The organism is Psychrobacter sp. AOP7-B1-24 (assembly GCF_052376215.1).
GTDB lineage: Bacteria > Pseudomonadota > Gammaproteobacteria > Pseudomonadales > Moraxellaceae > Psychrobacter.
The window spans coordinates 1-23,182 of sequence record NZ_JBQSVL010000002.1; the positions used below are offsets into that span (position 1 = coordinate 1).

Below are 23,182 nucleotides of genomic sequence, written 5' to 3' on the forward strand. Positions count from 1 at the left end.
CAGAAGCGCTAGATATGGAAGTGGAACAGCAGACCATGATGGCAAAGACCGATGACTTTACCGAAGGTGTCACCGCTTTTATAGAAAAGCGTAAGCCCGTTTATCAAGGTAAATAGACTTTCTTAAAATTAGACAAAAAAAACCGACCACATTGAGTGATCGGTTTTTTAATATTTGGTGGAGATGGCGGGAGCGCACACGGTTTAACAAGTATATGATTTATAAAGATTTATTTAATGTGTTTTATTTTGGTGTGCCTATGGTGTGTTAGGTGTTGGCGTGGTATGATTATCGATGTTACCTACTGTGTTTATTTGAGGCAGTAATCCCTAGTCGCTAGGGCTGGGTTTCCAGATAGAGCGAACGTAGTCAGACCAGCGGTGCTACGACATGCAAAAACACTGGCAGATGATGTGCGATTCCTTATAAGTTATTCTCATCGCATGAGTCATCCGATTGATACCCGTAAAGACTTACTAAGGTATTTCACCACAAAGAGCCGTTAGAAAGGCTAATATCTAGCGGCTTTTTTACGTCTAGCTTTTGGTGTAATTAGACCAACTACCGAGCAATCCTCGTGAGTTCATATTGAGTGACAAACTAGCTTGTCACTCATTTATAGCTATTTTGAGTGACAAGCTAACTAAATGCGGCTAATATTAGCTATATAGCAACATCTTACGACCTATATAAGGACGTTTATACACCTATGACTTGTCCTCAATAGCCTTGATTCTGGCTGAAAGCGCTTCAGCAAGAGCTTGTAAGTTCGCTGCCAAAGCAAGTCCGGACGCCTCGTCTGCTGTCACTGCAAGGCTCGGTGTCGCGCCAGTATCGCCTTTAGCCCCAGTATCCCCCTTTAGCGCCATCAGCACCAGGTTCACCCTTGGCTCCATCTGCTCCATCTGCGCCATCTGCGCCATCAGCACCAGGTTCACCAGTAGCGCCCTTAAGCCTTTGGTCGCCCTTATCCCCTTTGGGGCCTATCTCGCCAGTTGTGCCGGTCCCTTTTTTCATTGCTTGAAAAGCCTCTGAAAAGGATTGTGCCATCGTTCCTACTGGCTGCCAGCCATCGCCAATAGCCAGGCTAACAAATTTATCTAGCTGACCGATGGGCGCTCGCACTACTTTATAATCTGTAGTGGTTCCATTTGGCGAATCCTCCTTCACCATTACTTGAGCCGCTTGTCCATACTCGGTCCATATTGAACCGACCGGCTGCCACCCATCTTGAACAGCCTGCATGACGAACTTATCCAACTGATTGATGCTGGCTCTAATTGCTGTGTACTCGGTTACTGACATCATAGTCTCCTACTGTTAATCGGTTGTCTTTCTTGATCGTATTTTCTATTATAGATACCAGGACGTTTAGTTACCCATAAGACTAGGTTTACCCTGTTACTTTTTAGGCCACGCCTGCTGCATCATTTTGATATCAGCGACGTGTCCGTCAGCTCGTCTTGCCAGCTCTGCAATCTCTCCGAAACAACTTCTTGATACGTTCGAGATGGCAGCGGTGTACTCAGCTCTGGCATCGGCGTTGGCTGAGACGTAGGCACTGCTGGCCGTGTCGATTGTGTCTGACAAGCTGGCAACAATAGCGCCGTTAGCAGCATAACTATCAGCAATCTGTTCATACGCTTTTGTGTTTTCCGATACTGCATTGTGGTACCTCTCGCTATTCAAGCGCTGAATCTCAATAATATCTTGATTGGTTTTTGCAATGTAATTCGCCTTCCACAAATCATGGTTGGCTTGCATTAGCTGCATAGTATTAGACGCATCGCGCAGCATAAACATCATAAAGACGATTAGCAGTGACAGCGCCACGATTACAATATACTGCCAGTATCTAGCCAGCCAAAGTAGATTCATGATCACGCCTCATTGGTCGATACTTTTAGACTATTATCGTAGGTCGGCAGATTGTAGCGGCTGGGATAAGGCGAAGATGCCACACCGCCTTCATACGTTGGCCACACAAAAGCAGTGAACCGCGACTTAGGAAACTTCATAAGATTAACCGCATTTGACTGATTGCCGCCCAGCCCCACTAGGTACTTGCCGTCTTTGGTTTCGCCCATGATAAACGTCACATGACCGCCGCCTTTGCGAGCCATAACACCGATACAACCATAGGCTGGCTTGGCAAGGCGCGTGCCATAACTCTCATAAGCCAGTGCACGATACCAGTGCTTAGGATAACCACGCCCCGCCTCTTTCAAGCACTGAGCGATAAACGTACCGCACCATGGCGTTTCATCATCAGTAAACCAGCCACCCAGGTTTTTAATCCAGTCTAAAATCGTTTGGTTGTGCTTGGGGCCGACGATCTCTTTTAGACCGATATGCTTTAAGCCTTCAACCACCCATGCTGGCGCGTCTGATTGCGTAGGCTTTGGCTTATCTTCCGCCGCTTTAAACCCCGCCTTAGCAAGCACTTTTTGCACCGCCTCAAGCGACCCTTTGCCAAAATCACCATCGATCAGCCCAGTATAAAAACCTGCCTGCTCGAGCTTTGCTTGCGCGATTTCTATATGATGCACACTCATAATCCACCTTCTTTTTTATCTATATCGTTTTTAAGCAGTGGCATACAACACCACAGCCCTATCAATACCAGCGCCCGCGATATCACGGTGAAGCTGGTCGGGCGCAAGTCCTGCGCGACATCAGCTAGAAACAAAAGCACCCATACCGCGCCCAGCACAATCATTCCTGCTTGGATGCGGATGCTACACCCTGTCTTGTAGTCACCAAACCACCACACCCAGCCCCAGCCAGCAATACCAATGAGCGCGAGAAGTGTGTTTAAAAAATCTAGGTTAAAAGCAATCACTTGTCAGACCTCCCTAATACAGCCTTGAGGACGCCCTTACAGTAGTTAAAAACCATTTTTATTAACTCGGGCGCGCTGTTATGAGCTTCAGTGTCAATAACAGACCACAACTTGTCAGACGTGAAAAATGCGATCACAAAGTAAATAACAACTGAGCCAATGGCAGAACAAAAGGCAGCCGGAACAATCAGGCTCCAAATAGTGATATCAGGGTAAAAATTTGGCACGACAAAAAGCGTGACCAATATGCCAAAACCTAGGCTGTAAAAAGGCTTTAAGTAGGCGCGTTTAAACTTGGCGTCCACCGGCGTTTCTTGGTTCATGCCAGCAATCGTGCCGCAGATAAGCGCGATGACAAAGAACACAACGCCCAGCCAGTTTGGTACGGTAAAACCAACCAGTAGATAAGGGTCTGCTAATTGAAGTAAGTACACGTTACTGGTTGGCACCACCTCGGCGGCGGATGGCGGCGTGATATCCGCTGACGATATAGCAGCGGCCTTTGTAGCAACATAACCCCCTGTCGCTATAAGTCCATTGCCGATAGTGGCTCTAATACTCATTGATAATTCCTTTGCGCGCGCGGGTTTAGGCGATACACCAATCTGCTGCTATTAATATCTGCAACATCACACTGCTTTAGCGTGCTCATATTAAAAAGATTCAGGCTGTGCAACGCCGCGAACAAGCCACATCGTACCGGTCTGTAATTCAGTTTTGCCGATAGCAATAGCCCGCTGGTCGAGTCCGTCAGTCGCTTGCAACTCAGCGACCAACTCACCAAGTTCAGCGCCTTTAGCTTTAATCTTGTTCATTAGGTCGATTTCAGTTTGTGATAATTCGCGGTAGCCTTTGATTTTTTGATGCTGGTTATCCATGATTATTCCTTCTACTGATTAATAAATATTTATGCCGTTTCAACAGTCACTATTTAACCAAGATAGGATGGTAATAACGAACCTTACAGGGGTGCGAGCCGGCTGGCAGGTTACAAAAAAAGCCCCACGCATTAACGTAGGGATTCAAGTGTTCGGGATTTCCTAACAGTTGGTTTACATATTATCGCGCACGCTATTCAGTTCTTGCGCCACACCACTGCGCGCGGTTCTCGGCGCGCGCTTGATGACGCGATCAACCTTATCCATCCTCATTTCACGCACACGTCTTGCAATGTCGCTTGGCTTAATGATAATTTTTTGATCAGGGTTTTTGGCATTCCAGTCTTTAACAGCCGCTCTTGCGTCAGCGACCTTCGTCTGATTGCCTTCGACCACGCCAGCCGCCCATAGTGCGCGAATGTTTGAGGCTCGCAAGTTGTAATAGGACGTTGCCGACTGACCAAGGTAGTTGGCTTCTTGAATTTTAGAGATATCACGAGGCTGGAAGCCAAGCCCTTTAAAAGCGGCATCAACTGGCGATACATCCGCCACCTTATAGCCTTTGGTGTCTTTATAAATACCAGACGTTGCCATGTCCGCGCCTTTGATGGCGTTTCTTACCGCCACTGGTGCAAACTCCAGCGCGCCTTTCTTAAGTTCGTTGTCATCAAGGTTGGCCACGCCTTTAGCAAGGCTTCTGCTTCCGCTTGCGACACGTCCCACAAAGTCACCAGCCGGACCCAGTAATTCAAGCGCGTCACGAGTATTGCTTGTCCGCTCTTTGAATACGCCGGTACCTGGTATTAAGTTGCCCAGACCTAAGCGACCTGATACGTCGGTCGGTGAACCGGACACGCTTGAGATACCACCATCAATGAAGTCACCTGCAAACTCACCCACCCAGTTATCTAAAAACTCTTGGCGCACTTTTTTAGATGAGAAGTTGTAACCCATGATTTGACCGATACCATCTATCAAATCTTCGGCGTCTTCCATGAACGGCAGCCCGCCAGCACCGCCCAGCAAAAACAGCGTGCCAACCATAATTCCCACTGCTTGACGGCCTTGCTTGCGCTCAGGCGAACCTTTTTCGCCTTGCGTCCATAGGCGGTGCATCAGCTCCATATATGAGACGGTGTAAGTCTTAAAGGTCATTAGCGTACCGCCAACCGCGCCTCGGCCCCATCTCATTCGTGACGCTTTGTTATAAACAAACTGCGTTTCTTTGATGGACTTGGTGGCAAACTCAGCGGGGTTGCTCATACCCTGATCTTTTGCCATACGATAAGCGGCCACAAAGGTCACGCGGCGGTTGACCTGCTCGGCGGCGCTAAATAGCGTGCCCCATGCCAGACTGACCCGTGAGATTGCATTACCCGCCATTGCTTTGGCATCACCCACCTTGGTGCCATCACCGGCACGTAGTGGGTTTTTACCGCTGGCTTGCTTGAGTAGGTTGTGCACCTCTTGCGGTGATAGTGTGCCGTCCGCCTCGGCTCGGTCAATCGCTTTTTGTAAATCCTCTTCAAAGTGGTCGTTGTTTTTATTTTTAAGAGACTTGGCCCAGTCGCTTGATGATCGGCTAAGCTCTTTGGCAGCCTTCACCGCTCCGCCAAACTGACTAAGGTACGGGAAGGACACAGCGATAGGCTGCGTTAAGTTGACCACGGCCGATGCAACTGAGCCGCCAAGATACTGCGCAAACATCCAGCCGCGAATGACCTGACCTTCTTCTTGCGGGTTTTTAATGTACTCCGCCAGCTTGACTGCTGCATCTTTTAGCTGACCCTCTCCCTTTGGTATCTCGCTGATACTACGGTCAAGATTACCCATGTTTAGCGCTGCTGACGTGTGGCGAGCGTTTGAGTAGATAAAGCTTGCCAGCACACGGCCAACATCCTCAGAGTAGCCTTTGATGCCTTTACGGTGCATCAGGCGCTTCATGGCACTGCGGTTGTTTTTGGTGCGGCGCAGGTACTCTTGAAAAGCTGCGTCAGCTTCTTTATCACCAGTAGCATCCAGCCCTAGCATTTCGCCAAACAGCTCAGCCGTTTCAGGCGTCACACCAGCGAACAACTTAAACTCCTCATTGGATAGTGCGCCTTGAGTGACTGTAAAGTTATCGTCATTGCCATAGAGCGCATCCATCTCCGCCTTCATCTTGCGTGCATCGTAAGCGGACTCAAACATACCAAAGTATTCACGGTTGCCGTCTTTATCTACCACATCGACGGTGTACTGGCCAAAGCGAGACAACGGGGCATAACCCTGCGATTTTAACTGCTTGGTACGACCCATAGAGTTTTTGATATCCTGCAGCGTTTTGTTAAGCGCCTTTTCTTTTTTGGGCGTGTCTTTGATCAGGCTTGCTACATGATCTTGGATAGCGGCAAATGCGTCATCCAGACTCTCAGCCTCCATGACAGTCGCCTCGATATCCTGACCATCTCTTCCTAGTTGCTTGAGCATATCTGAGCGCGTTAGGCTATCAAGACTAGCATCAGTTGCATCTCTAAATTCACGGTATAGGCCAATCTGCTCATCACTTAAATCAAATTTAGCGCGCATCTCGTTATCTGTCCACACAAGACCGGCGCTCACCTCCTCGTCAATGATGCCATTAATAAAGCGGTTGGCTTGAATGTTGTTTAGGCTGGCAAGTTTGGTCAGTTGCTCAGGTGTTATCTTGCCTGCATCTTTTAGCATTTGCAGACGGTCTTGCTTTGATGTGGCCATAACTTTTTTACGCCAGTCGTCAACCAGAACCGCCTTGCCGTTTAGGTCGCGTCCCCATAGCAGCGTACCCTCAAAGATAGGTTTGCTGATAGCATCATTGTCCTTGGCTCCGATAGCGGACTTGGTGATATCGCGAATAGAGTCGAGCTGCGGCAAAAGTCTTGGCGCAAATTCAGACGCCTTGGCTGCGTAGAACGACACGTCATTGATAAACTTCTCGGTATTTTCAAAGACGGGCTTAAAGTAGGGATTGCGCTTCGCTAGGTTATACATGGTGCCGATGGTCTTATGCCACCATGATAACTTACCCGGCGGTGCGGAACTTGCCCAGTCATAAAGACGCGTCATAGACTCGCGAGCGATATTGCGTGGGTCGAGCTGATCATTCATGCCAGCGGCGCGGCTGTAGCGGATATCAGGATTGTTAGTGTCAAACGTGCCTACATTGTCGGTAGCTGATTTGATTTGTTCTGGATCAAAAACTATCCATGAGTCATCAGCTTTCATTTTGTTGTCTTGCGTCGTGCCATCATGGGTGTTTGCATAGACTATACTGTCATAACCCAATTCATCCTTTAAGAACCTAGCAACTTCGCTATTAATAGCCATAGCCTTTTTGTGTGCCTTTTTCTGACCTTCTGGTGTGCTTAGGTCCTTCGCTGTTCTGTTTTCTTGAGCAAAATCACTTATCTTCTGCTGCAAGGATGCTGGCAAGTAAGCAGAAATACCAGACTCGTATAAATACCATTCTGGGTCTTTCCACGATCTAGCGTCTTTCAGTCGCAATGGGTTCTCTGCTTTCACATAAAGCGGCATTAGTTTGAAGTCGTCGCCTTCTTTTTGCTCGGCTCGGCTGTTAGCCTGATCTTCTGTACCAACATGAATACCTACGTCAGATGCGCTGAACGTATTAAAGTTAGCATTGGTTCCGTGATAGACCACAAGCGGATTACCGTTACCATCTACTACCTTACTATCACCAAACCATTTTTTAAACGCTGGCGTGTGAACATCATCAAGCTGCTTTGCTGGCACATTAGTATCGCTAAACCTCATATCAGGACTATTCGGGTCGCTAAACTGTGGCGCCGCATTGGTCACGTTATCTAATGAGCCTTGCTTTTCAACCTCATTTACCATACGCTCAGCCAGTGACAAAATATCTTGCGAGTTAATGGCAATCGGCACGCCTAAAGTATTTCTAAGCCATGAGCGTATCGCCATAACCATACGATTAATCATGCCAGCCACCTTGCCTTGCTTGACTTGCTGGCGTGAGGCGAGTGTGATTAGGTACGGCAAGTATTCATCGAGCGCGTCTTGCTCATTACGAGCGACTTTATCAGCCATCGCTTTTGCTTGCATGGCTAATGGGTCGCCTGCTTTTACCAGCGCATCAAAGTCTTTCATCAAGGCGTCATAAGCTTTCTTATCCATCAGCGTTTGCATACCGCCATGACCGCCAAGCTCATGAAGGAAGGTCGGGATAATCATGTCGTCAGATAAGTTATCTGCAATCAATGTGGCTTTGCCATTGTGATATAAACCATCGACATCGCTTGGTATAGTCAGCTTGCCGTCTTGCATGAAGTCGGATAGCACTTTAATATCAAGCTTGTCATCAGCCATAAGCTTATCAATGGTTTCTTTGCCAAACTTATCGTTTAGCTTAGCAAGCACTTGCTGGCGGGTAGTCTGCGTGCTGCCCACTGCTCCAGCTTTTACCCTATCTATCGCTTGGTTTAATTGGCCGGCGCGACTGAAAAGTGTTTTGCCGTTACCATTCTCTGAGGCTTTGCTGTCAATGGTGGCAAATAAGTTATCGAATGCCTCTGCTACTGGCGCCATCTCGCTTTGCAGTAGATACGGGTATCTGTCCATATTACGAGGAAAGGCGTCTTCTGGCGTGATGTTGGCCAAGAAGTCACTGCGTGCGCCTTGTTTTTCCAGCTTATTAATCACATAGCCTTCAAACGCACGCGCCGCACGCTCAATGATGCGTGACCAATAACCATCGGCTGCGCCCTTGTCAATAGTGATAGAACGAGCTTTCATTGGTGAGTCGTTGAGCGTTTCTACTAGGTTTGCAAAAGCCGTTTCAACTTGTGGGCGTACACCTTCTTTGTGGCTCGAATCAGGTAGGAAGTTTTCGGGCAAGTAGGCGCGGTTTTTGTTCATCTCATAAATCTGCTTACGTCGCGCCTCTGTTATCGGGCGCATACGGCTAGGCTTGCCTTTTTGGTCTTTCATGATAAGCATTGGTTCTGGCTTATAGGTGATATAAGCATTCTCTTTACTGGTATTTCTGCCAGCATCATCTCTAAACGAGGTAAAATGATGATCGAGTGCATGGAACCATTCATGAGCAAGCGAGCCTGCGCCTTTGGTTTTGGTTAGATTGATAATAACTTGCGACGGCTCATAGTGCGCCATTGCGCGGCCTTTACCACGCGCACCAAAAGACATAGCAAGTTTGCCGCCTAAACCAATCGCTTCAGGCGGAATATTTAGCACGCCAACTAAATCCATGAAGGCATCATAGGTGTCGTTGAGCATACGCTGACGGTCTTTACTGTTAGCGCCCTGCTTCACCCAGTTGCCAAACTGACCGCCACGCAAGCCAAACGTGTTCATAAACTGTTCGGTCGTTATATCTTGGCCGCTGCGATGATCGGGGCCGATGCGCTCACGGTTGGTGCTTGAGCGCATGTCAGACTTTTTAACATTTACGCGCTCTTTGTGTTGATTCCATAGATCGACAAGCTCGTCGCTGTTGTTGCTCTTAAACGCTCTTGCTGCGGCCAGGTCGTTAAACTCAATTAGCGGCGTCTTATCTTTATCGCTGGCTTGTGTGATAAAGTAAGATTTATTATCGCCCCTGCCTTTGCTGTAAACATCAAACTTCAATGTCGGCGCTTTAACATCGCCTGCCAGTAGGTTGTTAACCTTGTCGATAATCTCTGATATGTCTCTTTGTTCAGTATTAAAGGTGTGTGTTCTTTTGTCTATTGTCACCGCAAAACCAATGAAGGGGACGTACTCGCCAGCCTCATTTGGTCTTCGGTATCCTATCTGTGGGTCAACCTTACTGACACGCGACCACTTATCTTTATCTAGCTTTGCTAGTAGTTGTGCGTGATAACCAATATCTGACACCGCATCTACTTGAGTTAATTGACTGACAAACTCATCTGCCGGCATATCACCGCTAAGCATGTTTTGCATGATGCCGCGAGTGCTCTTAACCTTGTCCACCCATCGACCTAGTTTGTAACCCTTGCGCGGCTTGCTTGGTATCGTGCTGCGCAATGCAGTGGCAAGCGCTGCCATCTGTGTATCTTCAATAGCATCAATATCTTTCTTGGGCCATATCTTACTGAGTGGCTGGCTGATAATGTCATCGTCCGTCATTTCTTTTTGATAGAACGATTGCATATCTTTACGCGCACCAGTTACCTTCTCACCAAAGTCCTCAATCTCTGTGACTGTCTCGCTTGGCGTGGCTGGCTTGTTTGATTTTTTAGGCGCAGACTCAGTTGCACCCTTAGTCTGCTTTAGGATTGGCAGTAATGAACCAGTAGGTTTTTTAGTTCCCTTCTTGCGAACCATATCACCTTCATCATTGAGCCAAATAGAACCTTCGCTAAATGGGTCGCTAGTATTTTCTTTTGCGGAGATATAATGAAGTTCGCGAATATCTTGACCGGCAAGCTCTTTCGCTTTTTGGCTGGCCGCTATAGAGCTTGCACCGCGAATATGAACAACTCGGTCGTGCTTGCGTACAGTTATTCCGTCCTCATTAATGCGGAACTCATTGCCATTTATTTGCGTTTGCCAGCCACCAGCGGCACTAGGATTATCGGATGACTCAGTTTTAGCAGTCGGCTTTTTGGCTTCCGGTGCTGTTTCCGATTTTGCTACAGAGGGATGAGGTGGTTTTGTTGGGCTAGCCTCTGCCGTAGTCTTGGGTGCATCCGCTGTACTACCAGTCTTTTGCTTAGCAAGATTACTATCGATAGCCTTATTCATACCATCCACCCACTCACCTATTGGCACATCACGTACTGGCGGCTCGGTAGATTCAACCTTTGGTCGATTGCTTTGTCTTGGCACTGGAATATTAACCGTAGGGTTTTCATCCGTAAGTTGCGTGGCTGGCTCGTTGCTCAGTACATTGGGCGCATCGGCTTCAAAGTCAGCAAGTAAGTCAGGCGCATTAACGCGATTGGTTGCATCAATACGTGCCTGCAAACGTGACCCCATCCTAGTTGCTGAGCGTGCATTGCTATAGAAATCTCGGACAATCTCTTTGGATTGTGGGCTAATACCCTCTCCAAACATATCCTCCATATTTAGGTAGTCGTCAATATTAGCGCCACTCTCCACAAGATCAATATAAGTTTCAGCAGCAGTCTTAATATCCTCTGCTAAGGTATTGGATTCACGATTGCCTTCTTTGATTGATTGATTAATCTTGGTGATTTGTGGCGCTTTATCTACTAAAGTCTTCAGCATGTTCTTAGCGCTGGCGTCTATATCCTCTGTGACTGCCTTGGTTAGCTTTGATGATCCGTAAGCGCTTTGAAGTAGCGCGCCTGATACTCGGTTCTGCCCAGTCTGCGACAAATCCCCATTGGATAGCACAAGCTCATTTACTTCATTTTTATCAAGCGAGCTGATGAAGGCTTGAGTAAATTTATAGCTACCCTTTAGGTTCAAGCCACCATTGCTATCAAGCTCTAGGAGGTCAGCATTTGGCAGTATCTTGGCATCTGCTTTCGCACGCTCGCTGCTACTCATAGCTGCGCCAGTCGGGGCATTAGCACGTAAGGCAAATTGCTCTCTATCCATATCAGAATTATTGCGTCGTACTAATACCGGCTGACGCATCTGATTGACAGCATTGGTATCAATACCAAATTCTTCAGCGCTTTTATTCACAAACTGGCGATAAGCATCACCCTTGCCAGACTCGTACATTCTACGGATAGCGATAGTGCGACCATTGCCAGACTCAACCAAGTTGTCATCACGTCCAACAATAGGACTACCAGCATTGACTGAGTTATCCTTGCCTAATAGCTCGGGGTTAAATTTTTTGACAATATTAAGCACTTGCGCTTGATAGCCAGCATCCGCTCTATCGCGTGGCTGGTATTGCTGCGGATAGTTTGGGTTTTCTACAAAGTTGTTGCTATGGCTAGATAAAAGCTCGCTTGCATCTACGACATCAAACTGTAACGGTATCTTGTCACCTCTAGGGTTGTAAGCCACAGTCTGCGCTTTAGCTTCATCAATAACACGAGCTTTAGGGTCAATCTTTTTGGCGGTAGGCTCAGGTTTTTTTGGTAGCGCATCAATGGCTTTTTTAAGACGAGCACGCTCTGGCACTGATTTAGGGTCAGCTTCAATGGACTGTGATAGCGCCTGATAGGTGCCGTTATCTATATCTGAACTAGCTAAAGCGGTGCGCATATCTTGCAACCATTTACTACCAGTAGGTTGCTCTTTATTTTCAACTTCAAGCAAGCCAGCCATGCGCGTTTCATTACCGTTAATAACTGGCGCGCTTGCCTGCTCAAACTCTGCCGCCACCGGACTTGCACCACTATCAACCGCCAGTGCCGCTGCTGCTGATAGACTGCCTTTGTTTGGGTCAAGACCCATAAGCTCAGATGGTTTTGGTGCTTCTGGTATTGGCGTTCTGTCTATGATTTCACCGCGAGCAATACGCGCACGACGCTCGGCTGCGGCATCACGCTCTTGGCTTAGTCTGGTATTAATATCATCACGGCCATAAACCTGACCGTCTTGACTGGCGGTAAAATCCGTACCGTCTGGTGCTGGCAAGCGTGGGTCATTGCCTGCCTGCTCATAGCCTTGTGGTACTTGGGTGACATCGTTAATATCACTCATGCCAGCGTCACGCGCTGCTCTTGCCTGTGCTTGCTGTGCGGCCAAGAAATCATTGTACTCAGACTCGCTAAATACCGTGCCGTCTTGTGCTGCACTAAACTGACCACCAAGCTCGCTATTGTATGGCAGCTCAGGGTCGGGTGTTAGGTTGCGCATGTTGGCAGCATTAGGGCCTTGGCCGCGATTGAAGTAATCAGGGTTGGCGTCCTCAATCCAATTTGGATTGTTTGGGTTTTGGTTATATCTTTGGCTTTGGCTGACAAGCTCGCCGCCACTTGGCTTGTTAGGATTAGGCAATCCAAGTCTAGGCGCTTCTTGCCCCATGTCTTCTGTTGGGGTTATATCATCACGCACTGACGCGCGATTGCGAGTCATGCCACCAGCAAAACCACCCATTGCAGCGCCAGACAATAAGCCCAAAGCGGCCGCATCGGTCACACCTTCATCAAGTGGGCGGCCAAGTGCTTCGTTTTGTAAAATAGTTTCAGATACCGATTGCGGTAATTCTTCGAGGAAGCCCTCAGATAATGCACCACCAGCGACACGCTTAGCGATACCTGGTTGTTTAGGCGCACCTTCTGCAATCTCAGCAGCAGTACGACCAGCAAGATTACCACTGACTAACGAAGTGTCAAAATCAGCAATACCAAGCTGCTTAGCTAGCTTACCACCAGCAAAGCCAAAGCCTGCGGTTGTGGCACCAGTAGCGGCAGCAAGACCTGTCTGTTTTGGGGTTAGTAGGCCGTCGTCTGTTTGTTGGCGTATAGACTCGGCAGCAAGGCCTGCGCCGACTGCACCCTCACCAAGCGCGCCAGCAGCCACGGGCGATAAGCCTTTGGCGGCTAACCCTATCCCGCGACCGACTACGCCGCCTGCACCCATGGCAGGAAGCGACTCGGCCACAGTGTTGGTTATTAAGCTGGGGTTATCAAGCGCATAACCAACCTTGGACCCAAGCCCTTCGGTATCTTGGAATTTACGTAACTGCTCTTTACCCTCTTCTGTCTTCCAGCTAGCAATCGCTTCCTTTGCTTCCTTCGGGCGAAAACCAAACGCACCACCTTGGTTTTCTAGTGTTTTACCAACTTGCCCACCAGTCGCTATGTCAGAAAGACCTACTGCGGTCTCTGGCACCGATATAGCACCACTAAGTAGAGACAGCCCTGTGTCACGCAGATGTCCACCAACTCCTTTTTTTTGTGCCGGCGCGCCTGCCATAGCTGCATCAATTGCGCTTTTGCGATCATACGGCTTATCTTCTTGGTTTTTTTTCTTATCCATTCTGATTACCTCAATGCTTCAAGTTGTTTGCGGCGCTCATCTTTACTAAGGCTTCTATCGTTAATAATCGCTTGTGCTCTTGGGTCGGTTTCATAATCAATCGGCTCCGCGGGGATGGCGCGCGTCTCACCTGTATTTCTATTGAGAAGAATATCGGGGTTTTTGATTGACGTGAGGCCGTCGGCTGACAGTGTTTCGCCGCCGCCGATATTGGTCCAATACTCTTTATCTGACTTGGTACCCTTAAGGGCTTGAATTTGCGCAGCAATCTCTGATCTATCCTCGTCGCTTTGCGCGGCTTCGTATTTTTCATACAAGGCGTTAAGCTGCTTTGGTGCAAAATTTGCCACATCGGAATTGCTTTGTTCGATATCTAAGCGGCTAGAAGCCAGATTATTTGCTTGCTGCTGCTGCTCTGCTGTCTGTTGAAACTTGCCAGCATCAAAACCTAATTGACTATTGAATCGATTGTTTGCGTTCTCTTCACCAAGTACAGCTCTCTCATTAGCGCCTGCCTGCGTCATCTGTGTTTGTGCAAGCTGACTTGCCGCACTGAGTTGAGCGCCATACTGATCATTCTTATACTTGTCGTTAGCTCCAACAATGCCAGCGCGAAGCTCCATTTGCCGCGCGGTAAGCTGTCCATTTTGCGCCCCTTTGTATGGTGTGCTGACATCACGTAATAGCGCCTCACGCTCTTGCCTCTCGCTCCATGTGCGACCTGGGGGTCTTGGCATGCGAAAACCGATGCCAGGATTGCTGCGCCCACTGCTTGCTGTATTGTTCACGGGATTAAATCCAACTGGCTCAGGCGTTCGCTCAGATGGTTGTGACTCTACATAGGTTTCAGCAATAGGCGTCGCTGAGTCGGGCTGCTTGCCAGCATAAACAGATGGGTAGTCGCGCGGGTTCCACTGGTCTTCACCGCGACTTTGCTTTTTAATGGGGAAGTCAAGCTGAATCTTGGCATTGGCCGCAGGCTTTTTGACACCGCCACCTAGCTCGGTCAAGCGCTCTTCAGGCTGGTTTGTTGTAGCAGCAAGCGCTGGCGTCATTCCGAGTGATGCGCTTGATCTGGCTTGAGGTTGTGCTGGCGAGTCTTGGCGTAGGCGCTGCACGGCTTGCGGTTGCTCTTTTGCTGGAAGCTTTAAGATTTCTTGAATGTCGCGTCTGGTGTTTTGTATAGAGGCGGTTTGATTAGCTTTCTGATTGGCTTGCAATTGGCGTCGCTGCGCAAGCGCTTGCTCTCGCTCTGCCGCAGCGTTGCGAGTGGCCAGCTGTGGTGATTGTCGGCCAGTGGTCGGTTGGGGTTTTGGCTGCGGTGCTTTGGCAGCAAGATTACCAGCACCCATAAAACCTGATGCTTGACTGCCCTCACCAAATGCCAGTTTGGCTTTGTTTTTCTCAAACGCCTCGCGTCGTCTTTTTTCTTCTTCATCACTGCGCGTACCGTAAGCCATAGCTACTACCTATACTTTTCATTAGACATTACCTAAGTATGATGGATATACTGGGTTTCTTAAAACCTTACAGGGGTAGGCGCTATGAGTATGTTGGTGATGTATATTTTGGGTGCGGCAATGATTGTTGCAGGGCTTAGTATGCTTTGGTATTTATTCCAAACCCTCCGAATCATATGGCGCTATAGTGCCTTAGTGGCGATTGCGGCAGTATTATTTAGCCCATTAGTGCACATTGTTTTTTACCTACTACCTAAAGAAGAGTTTGACAGCCAAGAAAAGTTTTTGTTTAACAGGTATTTCTTATCTATTGGTGCAATTGTTATCATTGGTATTGTTGCGGCCATAGCTATACCTGCTACCACACAAACCCAACTCGACCAAAATGATGACTATCAAAGTGCTGAACTTGAGGCACATCTATCAAGGATATATGAGGCACATCCTGATGCAGACGATATTGTTGATAGCGATAAATTTAAAAACTGGTGGCAAAGTAAGCCTGATGTGGAGCGACGAGACTACGAAAGAGTTTTACACGAAGGTAATTCCTCAGAAGTAATTCACATGCTGACACTTTTTGAAATAGAAACTGGCGGAATATGAAAAAGCCCTTGACCGTCAAATTGACAGTTAAGGACTAAAATATTGATATTAAAGCCAACGCAATTTTGCGTTAGCTAAGCCGATGATGTGTGAATATGCACATCAGCCTACAAAGAAAAACCCGCTAAATAATTGGCGGGTTTTATTTATCTCAGGCTGGCTAGTAGCTATAATTATGACTGGTTGACTCGCTTTCGCTATCACTTGATGATATGCCAGCACTACCGCTACCGCTGATACTTGCTGATACATGCGCGGCGCTCATAGCACCCGCGGCCAGCTGCGCGGTATATTGACCGGTCGCTTTAGCTGCCTCTAGTGCAATACGCGCCTGCTCTTGCGCTTGGCTGACCTTGGCGCTGTACTCGCTCATCTGCATCTCAGCATAAGCTAGGTTGGTACGCGTGTTCATATCTGCATAGCGCGACTGCATTTCACTGTCCGCAGTGTTTGCGGCCACTTGTGCCCGCCAGCCATCCACTTGCGCTTGGAACACTTGGGTATTATATTGCACCTCGCTGAGTCCTGCCTGCATCTGCGCCTTAACGCCATCCACATCAGCCAGATACTTGGTCACATAAGCGCGAGCTGCATCAATATTGATTTGAGCCTGCTTAACCTTGACGTCACTCTTAGAAGCATAGCTCTGTACGCGGCTGGCGTAGGCTCTGACCGTGCTATCATAAATCTCAGCCTTGGCAGTTTCCGCCTTGATCTGACTATCGAAAGCATCAAACCTTACTTTCTGCGCGTCGTTCTGTGCTTTGTATGCGTCGATATCACTGGCGTATATTCTTGCCTGCGTCTCACCGATTCCTAGCTTGGCTTGCTCGGCCTTGATTTGCGCCTCAAAGCTGGCAAGTTTTAACCTGCCTGCTTCTGACTGAGCAATGGCTGCTCGAACATCCGTCTCATAGATACCCGCCTCGGTCTGCATGATGCCAGCCTTAATAGACTCGCCGCGCAAAGCCGCCTCGTGCATCTCAAGCTTGATACTCTCGCTACCCATTCGTGCTTTATAAGCATCGATATCAATACCGTATATCTGCGCTTGCGTTTGCGCCACACCCAGCTTGGCTTGTTCGCCATCAATCTGAGCTTTATAGGCGTCCAGCTTTAAGCGCTCCGCCTCTATTTTTCCACCTACTGCTTGAATCTCTTTGGCGTAGATATCGGCGCGGGTTTGCGCGATACCTATCTTAGCTTGCTGACCGCGCATCTCGGCATCGTACTTTTCAATTTTCAAGCGCTCAGCGCCCAACTGCTCAGCATACGCCTGCATGTCGGTACGATAAGCATCAAACTTTGCCTTGATCACATCGGTTCTTAGCTGCACCGCCTGCATCTTGGTTTTAAATATCTCGACATTGGCCGTCACGCCAGCCAATTTGTTTCGGTAGTGCTCTGCGTTTCTAGCATCTAGCTGGTTCTTAGCAGCCAGCGCCTCAAGCTGCAATCGAGCGCCAGTAGCAAACTGCTCAAGTTTGGATTTATAGGTGTCAACCATGTCTGCAAAGCCTTTGCTTTGTAACTCAAACAAGGTGTACTGATGCTCATAAATACGAAAACTTGCCTCAATATTGTATTTTGCGACTTCAAATAAGCGCTCAACCATTTCTTTATGGCGATCATAGGTGCGCTGCTCTAAAGCCATCCCTTGCTGCACGGCAAAGCGCAGGGCATCAACCTGCATCTTACTGGCTTCAGTGAATATGTCACGGTTTAAATCGGCAACTCTGAGCTGACCCTCCTGTCTGGCCACATTAACCTGCTTGGCAAGCATACCACTTGGCATACTAAACCCGCGTGCGGCAAAAGTGTTATACGCCTCTTGTACGCTGCGCTCAACCTCTTGGCTAATACGCTCACGCGGCTTGTCAAAGAGTGCTCGAACCACTGGCTCTGGTAAGCCAAAGTTTTCAGGCTTCTCCAGCATCTCCGCCGACTTCTTCATTAAAGCATCAAATAGCTCCGACTCGTACTCATGTTCAGATTCATCCCACCACTTATCCCATTCAGGGTTTTCTACCTGGTAAAGCTCTATCTCCAGCTCTGCATAAGGGTGGTCCGATACTTCAAAGCTCGACTCTGGTATCTCAAAATCTGGCACCTCAAGTTTCTCAAGCGCTTCGAGTTCAGGGATTTGCAAATCAACCATTTCGGGAATGTCGATTTCCATATCGACGTTTGGTCGCTCTGGGGTGTTTAGCTTGTCAAAAGCATCGAGTGTCGGCAGTGTAATGCTAGTATCAAAATCCGGCTTATCGGGCATGTCATGCTCGTTCAGCGTTGGCGCTGCTGGCATGTTGACACTAAGATCGACGTTTGGTCTATCGGGCGCCGCCACCGTATCAACGGTTGGGGTATCAGGAATATCAATAGTGATGCTGGTCTGATTGCGCTCCGGCATAGCCAGCGGGTCAATGGTCGGCGCATCAGGGATAGTGATATCCATCGCAATATCTGGGCGAGCTGGCAGGTTTACCCGCTCAAGCTCCGGCGCTTGTGGCGCTGTAATAGATATCGGTGTCGGCGCTTCCGGCTCTGGCCCTAAGTCGCTGACATTCAAATCGCCCAAAAATTTATCGATATCCGACATATCCGGCATATCAGGAATAACTAGGCTGGCAGGGTCATAGGTTGGGAACGCATCGATATTGTAATTCGGTACGACAGCTTCGGGCGTCTGCGGTCTGATTGGTGCCTCAATATCAGCAATGGTGATACTACTAATATCACTGAGCGCGCCTGACAACTCATTGTTGTAGCGTCTCGACAAGCCGTCTAGGTCTTTTATTTTCTCGGTCACCGTACTGGTGGCCCGGTATAGCATATTATCTGCTATAGCACCTCTAATGGTTAATGGCATTATACTCTCCGACTGGTTGGGGTGTGCTCGATAGACAAGTCATTTACATGGCCATGTGTACCAATCATGATTAATTCAAAAGCAAAGTGACGACCACGCAAGCCGCGGCCAAAGACGAACCGCCCATTAGTCAGCTCGCCTGCTGTCTCATTTGGCAGGGTATAGGTGTATTGTTGTGATACGCCTTTTTGTGTGGTGTGCACGGTCATTGCAGCACTGCCTTCTAGTTCATACTCAAGATAGGCGGCATTAGGATGGGTTAGCTGTCCATGGCCTAAATCCATCTTGCCAGTCTTGATGCTGGCGATGACTGGCACCACTTCTTGGTCAAGGCGATAAACTCCGTCATCCGCTTCACCGTATAGCACGCCATCAATCACCACTAGGCGATTGTAGTTGTATGGGTTGTAGCGACTCATCGCCCAGCTATCGACGTTCGCGGTCCATGCCTGCCCATAGTAACCGCCGCTATTAACTGGCGCGTCCTCAATCACTGCGCCATCGCTGATTAGCACCTTGGCATCAAGCTTATCAGTCACCTTGTCGGTGATAACTGCGCTGTCTGTAGCGACGACGTTTTGAGTAATGCTATCGATAACGGCATCATCGATAATTGCAGCATCGACCAACACGCCAGCCGCGCCAAATTCGCCTGTGGCTGTATCGCTTGCAGCTGCGCTATCGCTGATAATATCGGTGCGATTAAACAACAACTCATCTGCAATAGATAGATTGTCTGCCAATAGCGCCGCCACATTGCGCTTGCTTATCACACTGTCAGACACGCCAGCACTATCAACAACCATGCCAGACATGGTGCTCATGTCGATATCTGTGGCAGCGGCGTGGTCGGTGACCAACTGCACCGCTTGCAAGTTATCTGTCACATAGTCGCTTACACCTGCAATATCGATGACGGTATCGCGCTCAATAGCGGTTAAGCCGTCCGATGCTTGCACGCTATCAGTGATTAAATGGGTGACAATGCGCTGGCTTGTCACGCTGTCAGATGCTTGGGCGCTGTCCTTGGTGATCGAACGCGTACTTCCAGTTATTAGATAATCTTTTATAACTGCGCTATCAGATTGCGCAGCCAGCAAGCCATGCTGCCATGTCTCGGTAGCTTGAGCGCCGTCAGTATGAAGCCTGCTGGCATTGTTCTTACCTATTGGCTGGTCTGCTATAAGCGCGCTGTCATGCAAGACTTGAGTGCTACTGTCTATCACCTCGTCGCTGGCAAGCGCGCTACTTGATACCGTAATGGCAAGGCCGAATAGTAAGGCGTCTGATGCGCGCAATAACTCCTCGACGACTGCACGCAAGCCGCCAAATGTTCTATCAGAAGCTATCGCCGTGTCTTGGCTATCATCTCTATAATTACTCATTGATGACTCCTATAAAATGATGGGCGCTTTTATGATCGGGTAGTTTTGAATATCCCCATCTTGCGCGGCTGTACTTCGGCGTACTCTCCGATACGTTGTAGTAAGTGCTTTCACCAAAAACTATCTTGCAAGCATCGCGATAAAACACATCGCCAAACTCAGTAGGTGAGCCAATATAGTAACCGTTAGCTGGAATGTTGGTGCTGATTAGACTGGAGTAGTTAATAGCACTTAACATCAGTTTGCCGGACTGCTTGCCACTATTTCTAGTCGAGTTGCTATACTCGCTAACTTTAGGCGGACCGCCACCACCGCCTAATAGATGCTCGTTGCTATTAGGGTGAATGAGCCATGTAAAGTCTTGTGGCAGTCCTGGAAGCCAATCTCCGTTGTCAGCAAAATTATTCCAAGCGGTAGGGCCGTAGTTATGCTCCTCGACCCAAACAGGGTTAGCATTTTTTGGGTAAGGTGTGCCTTTCGGGTTTTTTATTGTCATTACTATCCAATGGAACACAAAATCATATGTCCAAAATCGGTAAGTATGGGGGTCTTGGACGCTATTTAACTTTAGGGATTTACTGTAAGACTCTGACTCTGTAGTGGTTTTAAGTGTTTGAATAATCATATTGCGGCACAAGTAGGGAATACAGATAGCGGGTGTTAGGTTTTTTTTGTTGTAGGTTGTGCTTTCGGTTTCATGAGTGTAGTAACGATTACGCGCAAGCGTTCCACACATATGAAGAGGCCCATCAAAAGCAAAGTAAGGCTTTGAGTCATAACCCTTATTCTCACCTTTGATGGTGGTATAGGTTGTGGTCGGCGCAATAGTTTCCCTATCATCAATATCGGTACTATAAAAATAACCTTGAATGCTGGACTTTCCGGAATAGGACTCTTGCCACCAGCTGCCAACTTGCATAATAGGCTCAAAATTTCCCTCAGTCTTTCGATCAAACGCACCCCAATCAACAAAATACTTAACGACTTTCAAGTCGTTCTCAATATAGTAAGCAAACATGATGGTGTCGCTGTTTGGGTATTTGTCTTTATACCTACCGTTAATCAACGGTAGGAAGTCATGCGATATACACCCTCCCATTAGCGGTTCAGGAAACTTGATTTGTGGTTGAAACTGAAAATTAGCAGGATGATAAAGATAGCCGCGATACACTTCGCGCACACTACCTGTATGCTCAGCGATAGGCGGCATTTCTAAGTTATGCCAATAATCCTTATCATCCTCACCATTGCGACCAAGCGCACGCTGGTATATATCGCTCGACCTTGCACGTCGAAGTTTATAAAGAATCGCTCTATCCTCACCGGTTGCGCCAATCGTGGGTATTAGCTGGCCAAGATAAAGCCTTATCTTTTCAGCGATTGGGCCTTTGTCTATCAACTCCACTGGCTCTGCACCGTAATACTGATCAGTGGACACCAGCTTCAAAGTAAGATTGTAAGTCAACCCATACCCTAAGCCCTCGTCATCGTAGTAGTCATAACAAGTGTTATAACCCTCAGTGCCGCGGCTGTTTAACGACCAACCACACGCGCTGCTGTAGGCGATATGACTATAAAAGTCCGACGTATCACATACTTTTATAATCACGCCAGCTCGACGCCATGCTTCAAACTCTTTGTGTGGTGGGAATGACTCGCCGCTTGGCATACCGCCGAAGCGGTCAAGGATAGCCAGCACCTCGTCATCACCCACCTCTTGCATGTATTGCCTAAAGGCTGTTGTTCGAGTGGCTGGCACGATAGGAAGCGGCATAGCGTACACGCCAGCCGGTGATATCCTTAATAGCCACGGCCTACGCAAGTCATCGAAGCCGATGGCGTTGGTGTTGTTGAATTTATAATCAAACTGAAAACTACCATCGGATGGCGGTAATCCTGTATAGGCTGGCAATCGCAAGCCTATAAGCTCTTCATTGATGCGCTCTAACCACTCGGACGGCAGCTTGACGCGAGCGCGCTCAAATATATTAATCTTTTCATCAGGTAGATTGTTGAAGTCTTGCCTGCCGTAACCACCGACAATCTGCATGACCTCAGCCATCGCACCTGAGTACCAGGTAGGTCGCTGCTGGCTGTATTGTGTTCTTAGTATCTTGGTTTGAAGTTTTGGTTTGAACTCGGCAACTATGTCGTTATAGTCGATACGAAAGCGCTGTAATTCAATATCCTTGCTAGGCTTTGTCTTGAGATGGTCGTAATTCACCAACCGACGGCGCGCTTGTTCAGTTAAGCGCAACCCCACCGGCTCGTTTTCAAAAACCGCCGCCTTAGTGATGGTTCCTGAGAATAACATCGGTATATAATCAGCCTCAACCCCATCAAAGATAGGGTCTTTACCATGGATAGGCTTATGGGTAATTACTCGAAAGTTGCCACCCATATCTTGCACGACAACATACCCACCATCAGGCAGGTCGTACACCATCTTCATGCTATCAACACCTGACGCGCCTTTAAGATTTGTTATGCGCTTGGTGATTGCTGAGATAAACGACTCGTCATTCTCAGTAAGCGGCAAGCCAATGCTGTGTAACCCATACGGGCGCGGCTGGTGCATGGCCCACCTACACTGTTAAGCTGATGCGATAGCCAATCTCGTAAGTATCACCATCTTGAAATACGCGAGGTGACGCATACTTACTCGCACTGATTAACGCGCCAGTCGTCCCACCTTTTGCGCTACTGGTCAGCATGGCTGCACCTTGAACGGTTAAGCTACTGGCAGTTTTCATGGTGACTTTTGCGACGGCTGCCATGTTATCGATTGAGTTGGTCGAGGTATTAGCAGGCGTCCAGGTTGGTCGCGTGGCTGCGCTATAGCCTTCGGTCATACTCACAATCTCAGAGGCGGTACTAGCAAAACTTGCAGCTGTCCAGTTAGCCTGTGGCTGCGCTGCTGCGGAGAATAGCGCTAAGTGGTAGCTGGCAGGTTTTGGCGTGGTACCGAGCGCGACGTTTAGAATGTGCGCAAGGCCTTCGGTTGGGATAAGGTTTTCGGTACGAGTCCACTCGCCGCCGTTGATACGGTCAAAATATTCACCTTTGGCAGTAATACCTTTGCCAGTGGTGATACTGCCGTCATCATTGGTCGTGTAGTCGTTCGCGTTTACTGCTGCTAGTAAGGCGCTGGCTAAGAAGGGGTTTAATGACTTTTGTGATTTCACGGTTTTGTCTCCTTTGACAATTTA

At 48.3% G+C, this 23,182-nt stretch carries 14 protein-coding genes and 1 pseudogene; 2 read left to right on the forward strand and 13 right to left on the reverse strand.

From position 1 onward, the window contains the following. A pseudogene (locus tag ACT3QP_RS00530) lies at window positions 1-116 on the forward strand (enoyl-CoA hydratase/isomerase family protein); the annotation flags it as partial. Between the two features lie 591 nt (window positions 117-707). Here the strand turns inward: ACT3QP_RS00530 and ACT3QP_RS00535 are convergent. The 9 genes from ACT3QP_RS00535 to ACT3QP_RS00575 all read right to left on the reverse strand — a co-directional run bounded on the left by ACT3QP_RS00535 (window position 708) and on the right by ACT3QP_RS00575 (window position 15,113). Continuing rightward, a complete protein-coding gene (locus tag ACT3QP_RS00535; protein ID WP_444524052.1) occupies window positions 708-869 on the reverse strand; it encodes a hypothetical protein in 162 nt (53 codons plus the stop codon). Further along, window positions 841-1,305: a hypothetical protein gene (locus ACT3QP_RS00540; protein WP_444524053.1), complete on the reverse strand. Its 465-nt coding sequence runs from the start codon at window positions 1,303-1,305 to the stop codon at window positions 841-843. The genes ACT3QP_RS00535 and ACT3QP_RS00540 overlap by 29 nt, the downstream gene beginning before the upstream one ends. A gap of 96 nt (window positions 1,306-1,401) precedes the next feature. Continuing rightward, entirely contained in the window at window positions 1,402-1,878 is a 477-nt protein-coding gene (locus ACT3QP_RS00545; protein WP_444524054.1) for a hypothetical protein, read from the reverse strand. Between the two features lie 2 nt (window positions 1,879-1,880). After that, entirely contained in the window at window positions 1,881-2,555 is a 675-nt protein-coding gene (locus ACT3QP_RS00550; protein WP_444524055.1) for a TIGR02594 family protein, read from the reverse strand. Beyond that, window positions 2,552-2,842, reverse strand: a complete 291-nt coding sequence (locus tag ACT3QP_RS00555) for a hypothetical protein (protein WP_444524056.1) — start codon at window positions 2,840-2,842, stop codon at window positions 2,552-2,554. The genes ACT3QP_RS00550 and ACT3QP_RS00555 overlap by 4 nt, the downstream gene beginning before the upstream one ends. Continuing rightward, window positions 2,839-3,405: a hypothetical protein gene (locus tag ACT3QP_RS00560; protein WP_444524057.1), complete on the reverse strand. Its 567-nt coding sequence runs from the start codon at window positions 3,403-3,405 to the stop codon at window positions 2,839-2,841. Before ACT3QP_RS00560 ends, ACT3QP_RS00555 begins: the two co-directional genes overlap by 4 nt. A 90-nt stretch (window positions 3,406-3,495) precedes the next feature. Further along, the gene (locus ACT3QP_RS00565) at window positions 3,496-3,720 is read right to left on the reverse strand and encodes an Acb2/Tad1 domain-containing protein (RefSeq protein ID WP_444524058.1); all 225 of its coding nucleotides are present in this window, start codon (window positions 3,718-3,720) and stop codon (window positions 3,496-3,498) included. Between the two features lie 174 nt (window positions 3,721-3,894). Next, the gene (locus ACT3QP_RS00570; protein WP_444524059.1) at window positions 3,895-13,653 is read right to left on the reverse strand and encodes a PLxRFG domain-containing protein; all 9,759 of its coding nucleotides are present in this window, start codon (window positions 13,651-13,653) and stop codon (window positions 3,895-3,897) included. Between the two features lie 5 nt (window positions 13,654-13,658). Then, a complete protein-coding gene (locus ACT3QP_RS00575; RefSeq protein WP_444524060.1) occupies window positions 13,659-15,113 on the reverse strand; it encodes a hypothetical protein in 1,455 nt (484 codons plus the stop codon). 84 nt (window positions 15,114-15,197) lie between these two features. Here ACT3QP_RS00575 and ACT3QP_RS00580 point away from each other — a divergent pair, with 84 nt between their 5' ends. Beyond that, window positions 15,198-15,719, forward strand: coding sequence for a hypothetical protein (locus tag ACT3QP_RS00580; RefSeq protein WP_444524061.1), 522 nt, complete (start codon window positions 15,198-15,200; stop codon window positions 15,717-15,719). A 160-nt stretch (window positions 15,720-15,879) separates the two neighbouring features. On the opposite strand, the gene ACT3QP_RS00585 is transcribed toward ACT3QP_RS00580, so the two are convergent. The 4 genes from ACT3QP_RS00585 to ACT3QP_RS00600 are packed head-to-tail and all read right to left on the reverse strand — an operon-like array spanning window position 15,880 to window position 23,158. Continuing rightward, entirely contained in the window at window positions 15,880-18,588 is a 2,709-nt protein-coding gene (locus ACT3QP_RS00585) for a hypothetical protein (RefSeq protein WP_444524062.1), read from the reverse strand. After that, entirely contained in the window at window positions 18,588-19,973 is a 1,386-nt protein-coding gene (locus ACT3QP_RS00590; RefSeq protein ID WP_444524063.1) for a hypothetical protein, read from the reverse strand. Before ACT3QP_RS00590 ends, ACT3QP_RS00585 begins: the two co-directional genes overlap by 1 nt. Beyond that, window positions 19,966-22,551 (reverse strand): hypothetical protein, encoded by a 2,586-nt coding sequence (locus tag ACT3QP_RS00595; RefSeq protein ID WP_444524064.1) that lies wholly within the window; start codon window positions 22,549-22,551, stop codon window positions 19,966-19,968. Before ACT3QP_RS00595 ends, ACT3QP_RS00590 begins: the two co-directional genes overlap by 8 nt. A gap of 7 nt (window positions 22,552-22,558) precedes the next feature. Next, complete coding sequence (locus tag ACT3QP_RS00600) at window positions 22,559-23,158, reverse strand: hypothetical protein (RefSeq protein WP_444524065.1); 600 nt, start codon at window positions 23,156-23,158, stop codon at window positions 22,559-22,561. Window positions 23,159-23,182: the final 24 nt, after the last annotated feature.

Bases quoted from the DNA above. Each gene is read 5' to 3' on its own strand.
- ACT3QP_RS00535 (WP_444524052.1), bottom strand. From the start codon at position 869: ATGGCGCTAAAGGGGGATACTGGGGCTAAAGGCGATACTGGCGCGACA.
- ACT3QP_RS00540 (WP_444524053.1), bottom strand. From the start codon at position 1,305: ATGTCAGTAACCGAGTACACAGCAATTAGAGCCAGCATCAATCAGTTG.
- ACT3QP_RS00545 (WP_444524054.1), bottom strand. From the start codon at position 1,878: ATGAATCTACTTTGGCTGGCTAGATACTGGCAGTATATTGTAATCGTG.
- ACT3QP_RS00550 (WP_444524055.1), bottom strand. From the start codon at position 2,555: ATGAGTGTGCATCATATAGAAATCGCGCAAGCAAAGCTCGAGCAGGCA.
- ACT3QP_RS00560 (WP_444524057.1), bottom strand. From the start codon at position 3,405: ATGAGTATTAGAGCCACTATCGGCAATGGACTTATAGCGACAGGGGGT.
- ACT3QP_RS00565 (WP_444524058.1), bottom strand. From the start codon at position 3,720: ATGGATAACCAGCATCAAAAAATCAAAGGCTACCGCGAATTATCACAA.
- ACT3QP_RS00570 (WP_444524059.1), bottom strand. From the start codon at position 13,653: ATGGATAAGAAAAAAAACCAAGAAGATAAGCCGTATGATCGCAAAAGC.
- ACT3QP_RS00575 (WP_444524060.1), bottom strand. From the start codon at position 15,113: ATGGCTTACGGTACGCGCAGTGATGAAGAAGAAAAAAGACGACGCGAG.
- ACT3QP_RS00580 (WP_444524061.1), top strand. From the start codon at position 15,198: ATGAGTATGTTGGTGATGTATATTTTGGGTGCGGCAATGATTGTTGCA.
- ACT3QP_RS00585 (WP_444524062.1), bottom strand. From the start codon at position 18,588: ATGCCATTAACCATTAGAGGTGCTATAGCAGATAATATGCTATACCGG.
- ACT3QP_RS00590 (WP_444524063.1), bottom strand. From the start codon at position 19,973: ATGAGTAATTATAGAGATGATAGCCAAGACACGGCGATAGCTTCTGAT.
- ACT3QP_RS00595 (WP_444524064.1), bottom strand. From the start codon at position 22,551: ATGCACCAGCCGCGCCCGTATGGGTTACACAGCATTGGCTTGCCGCTT.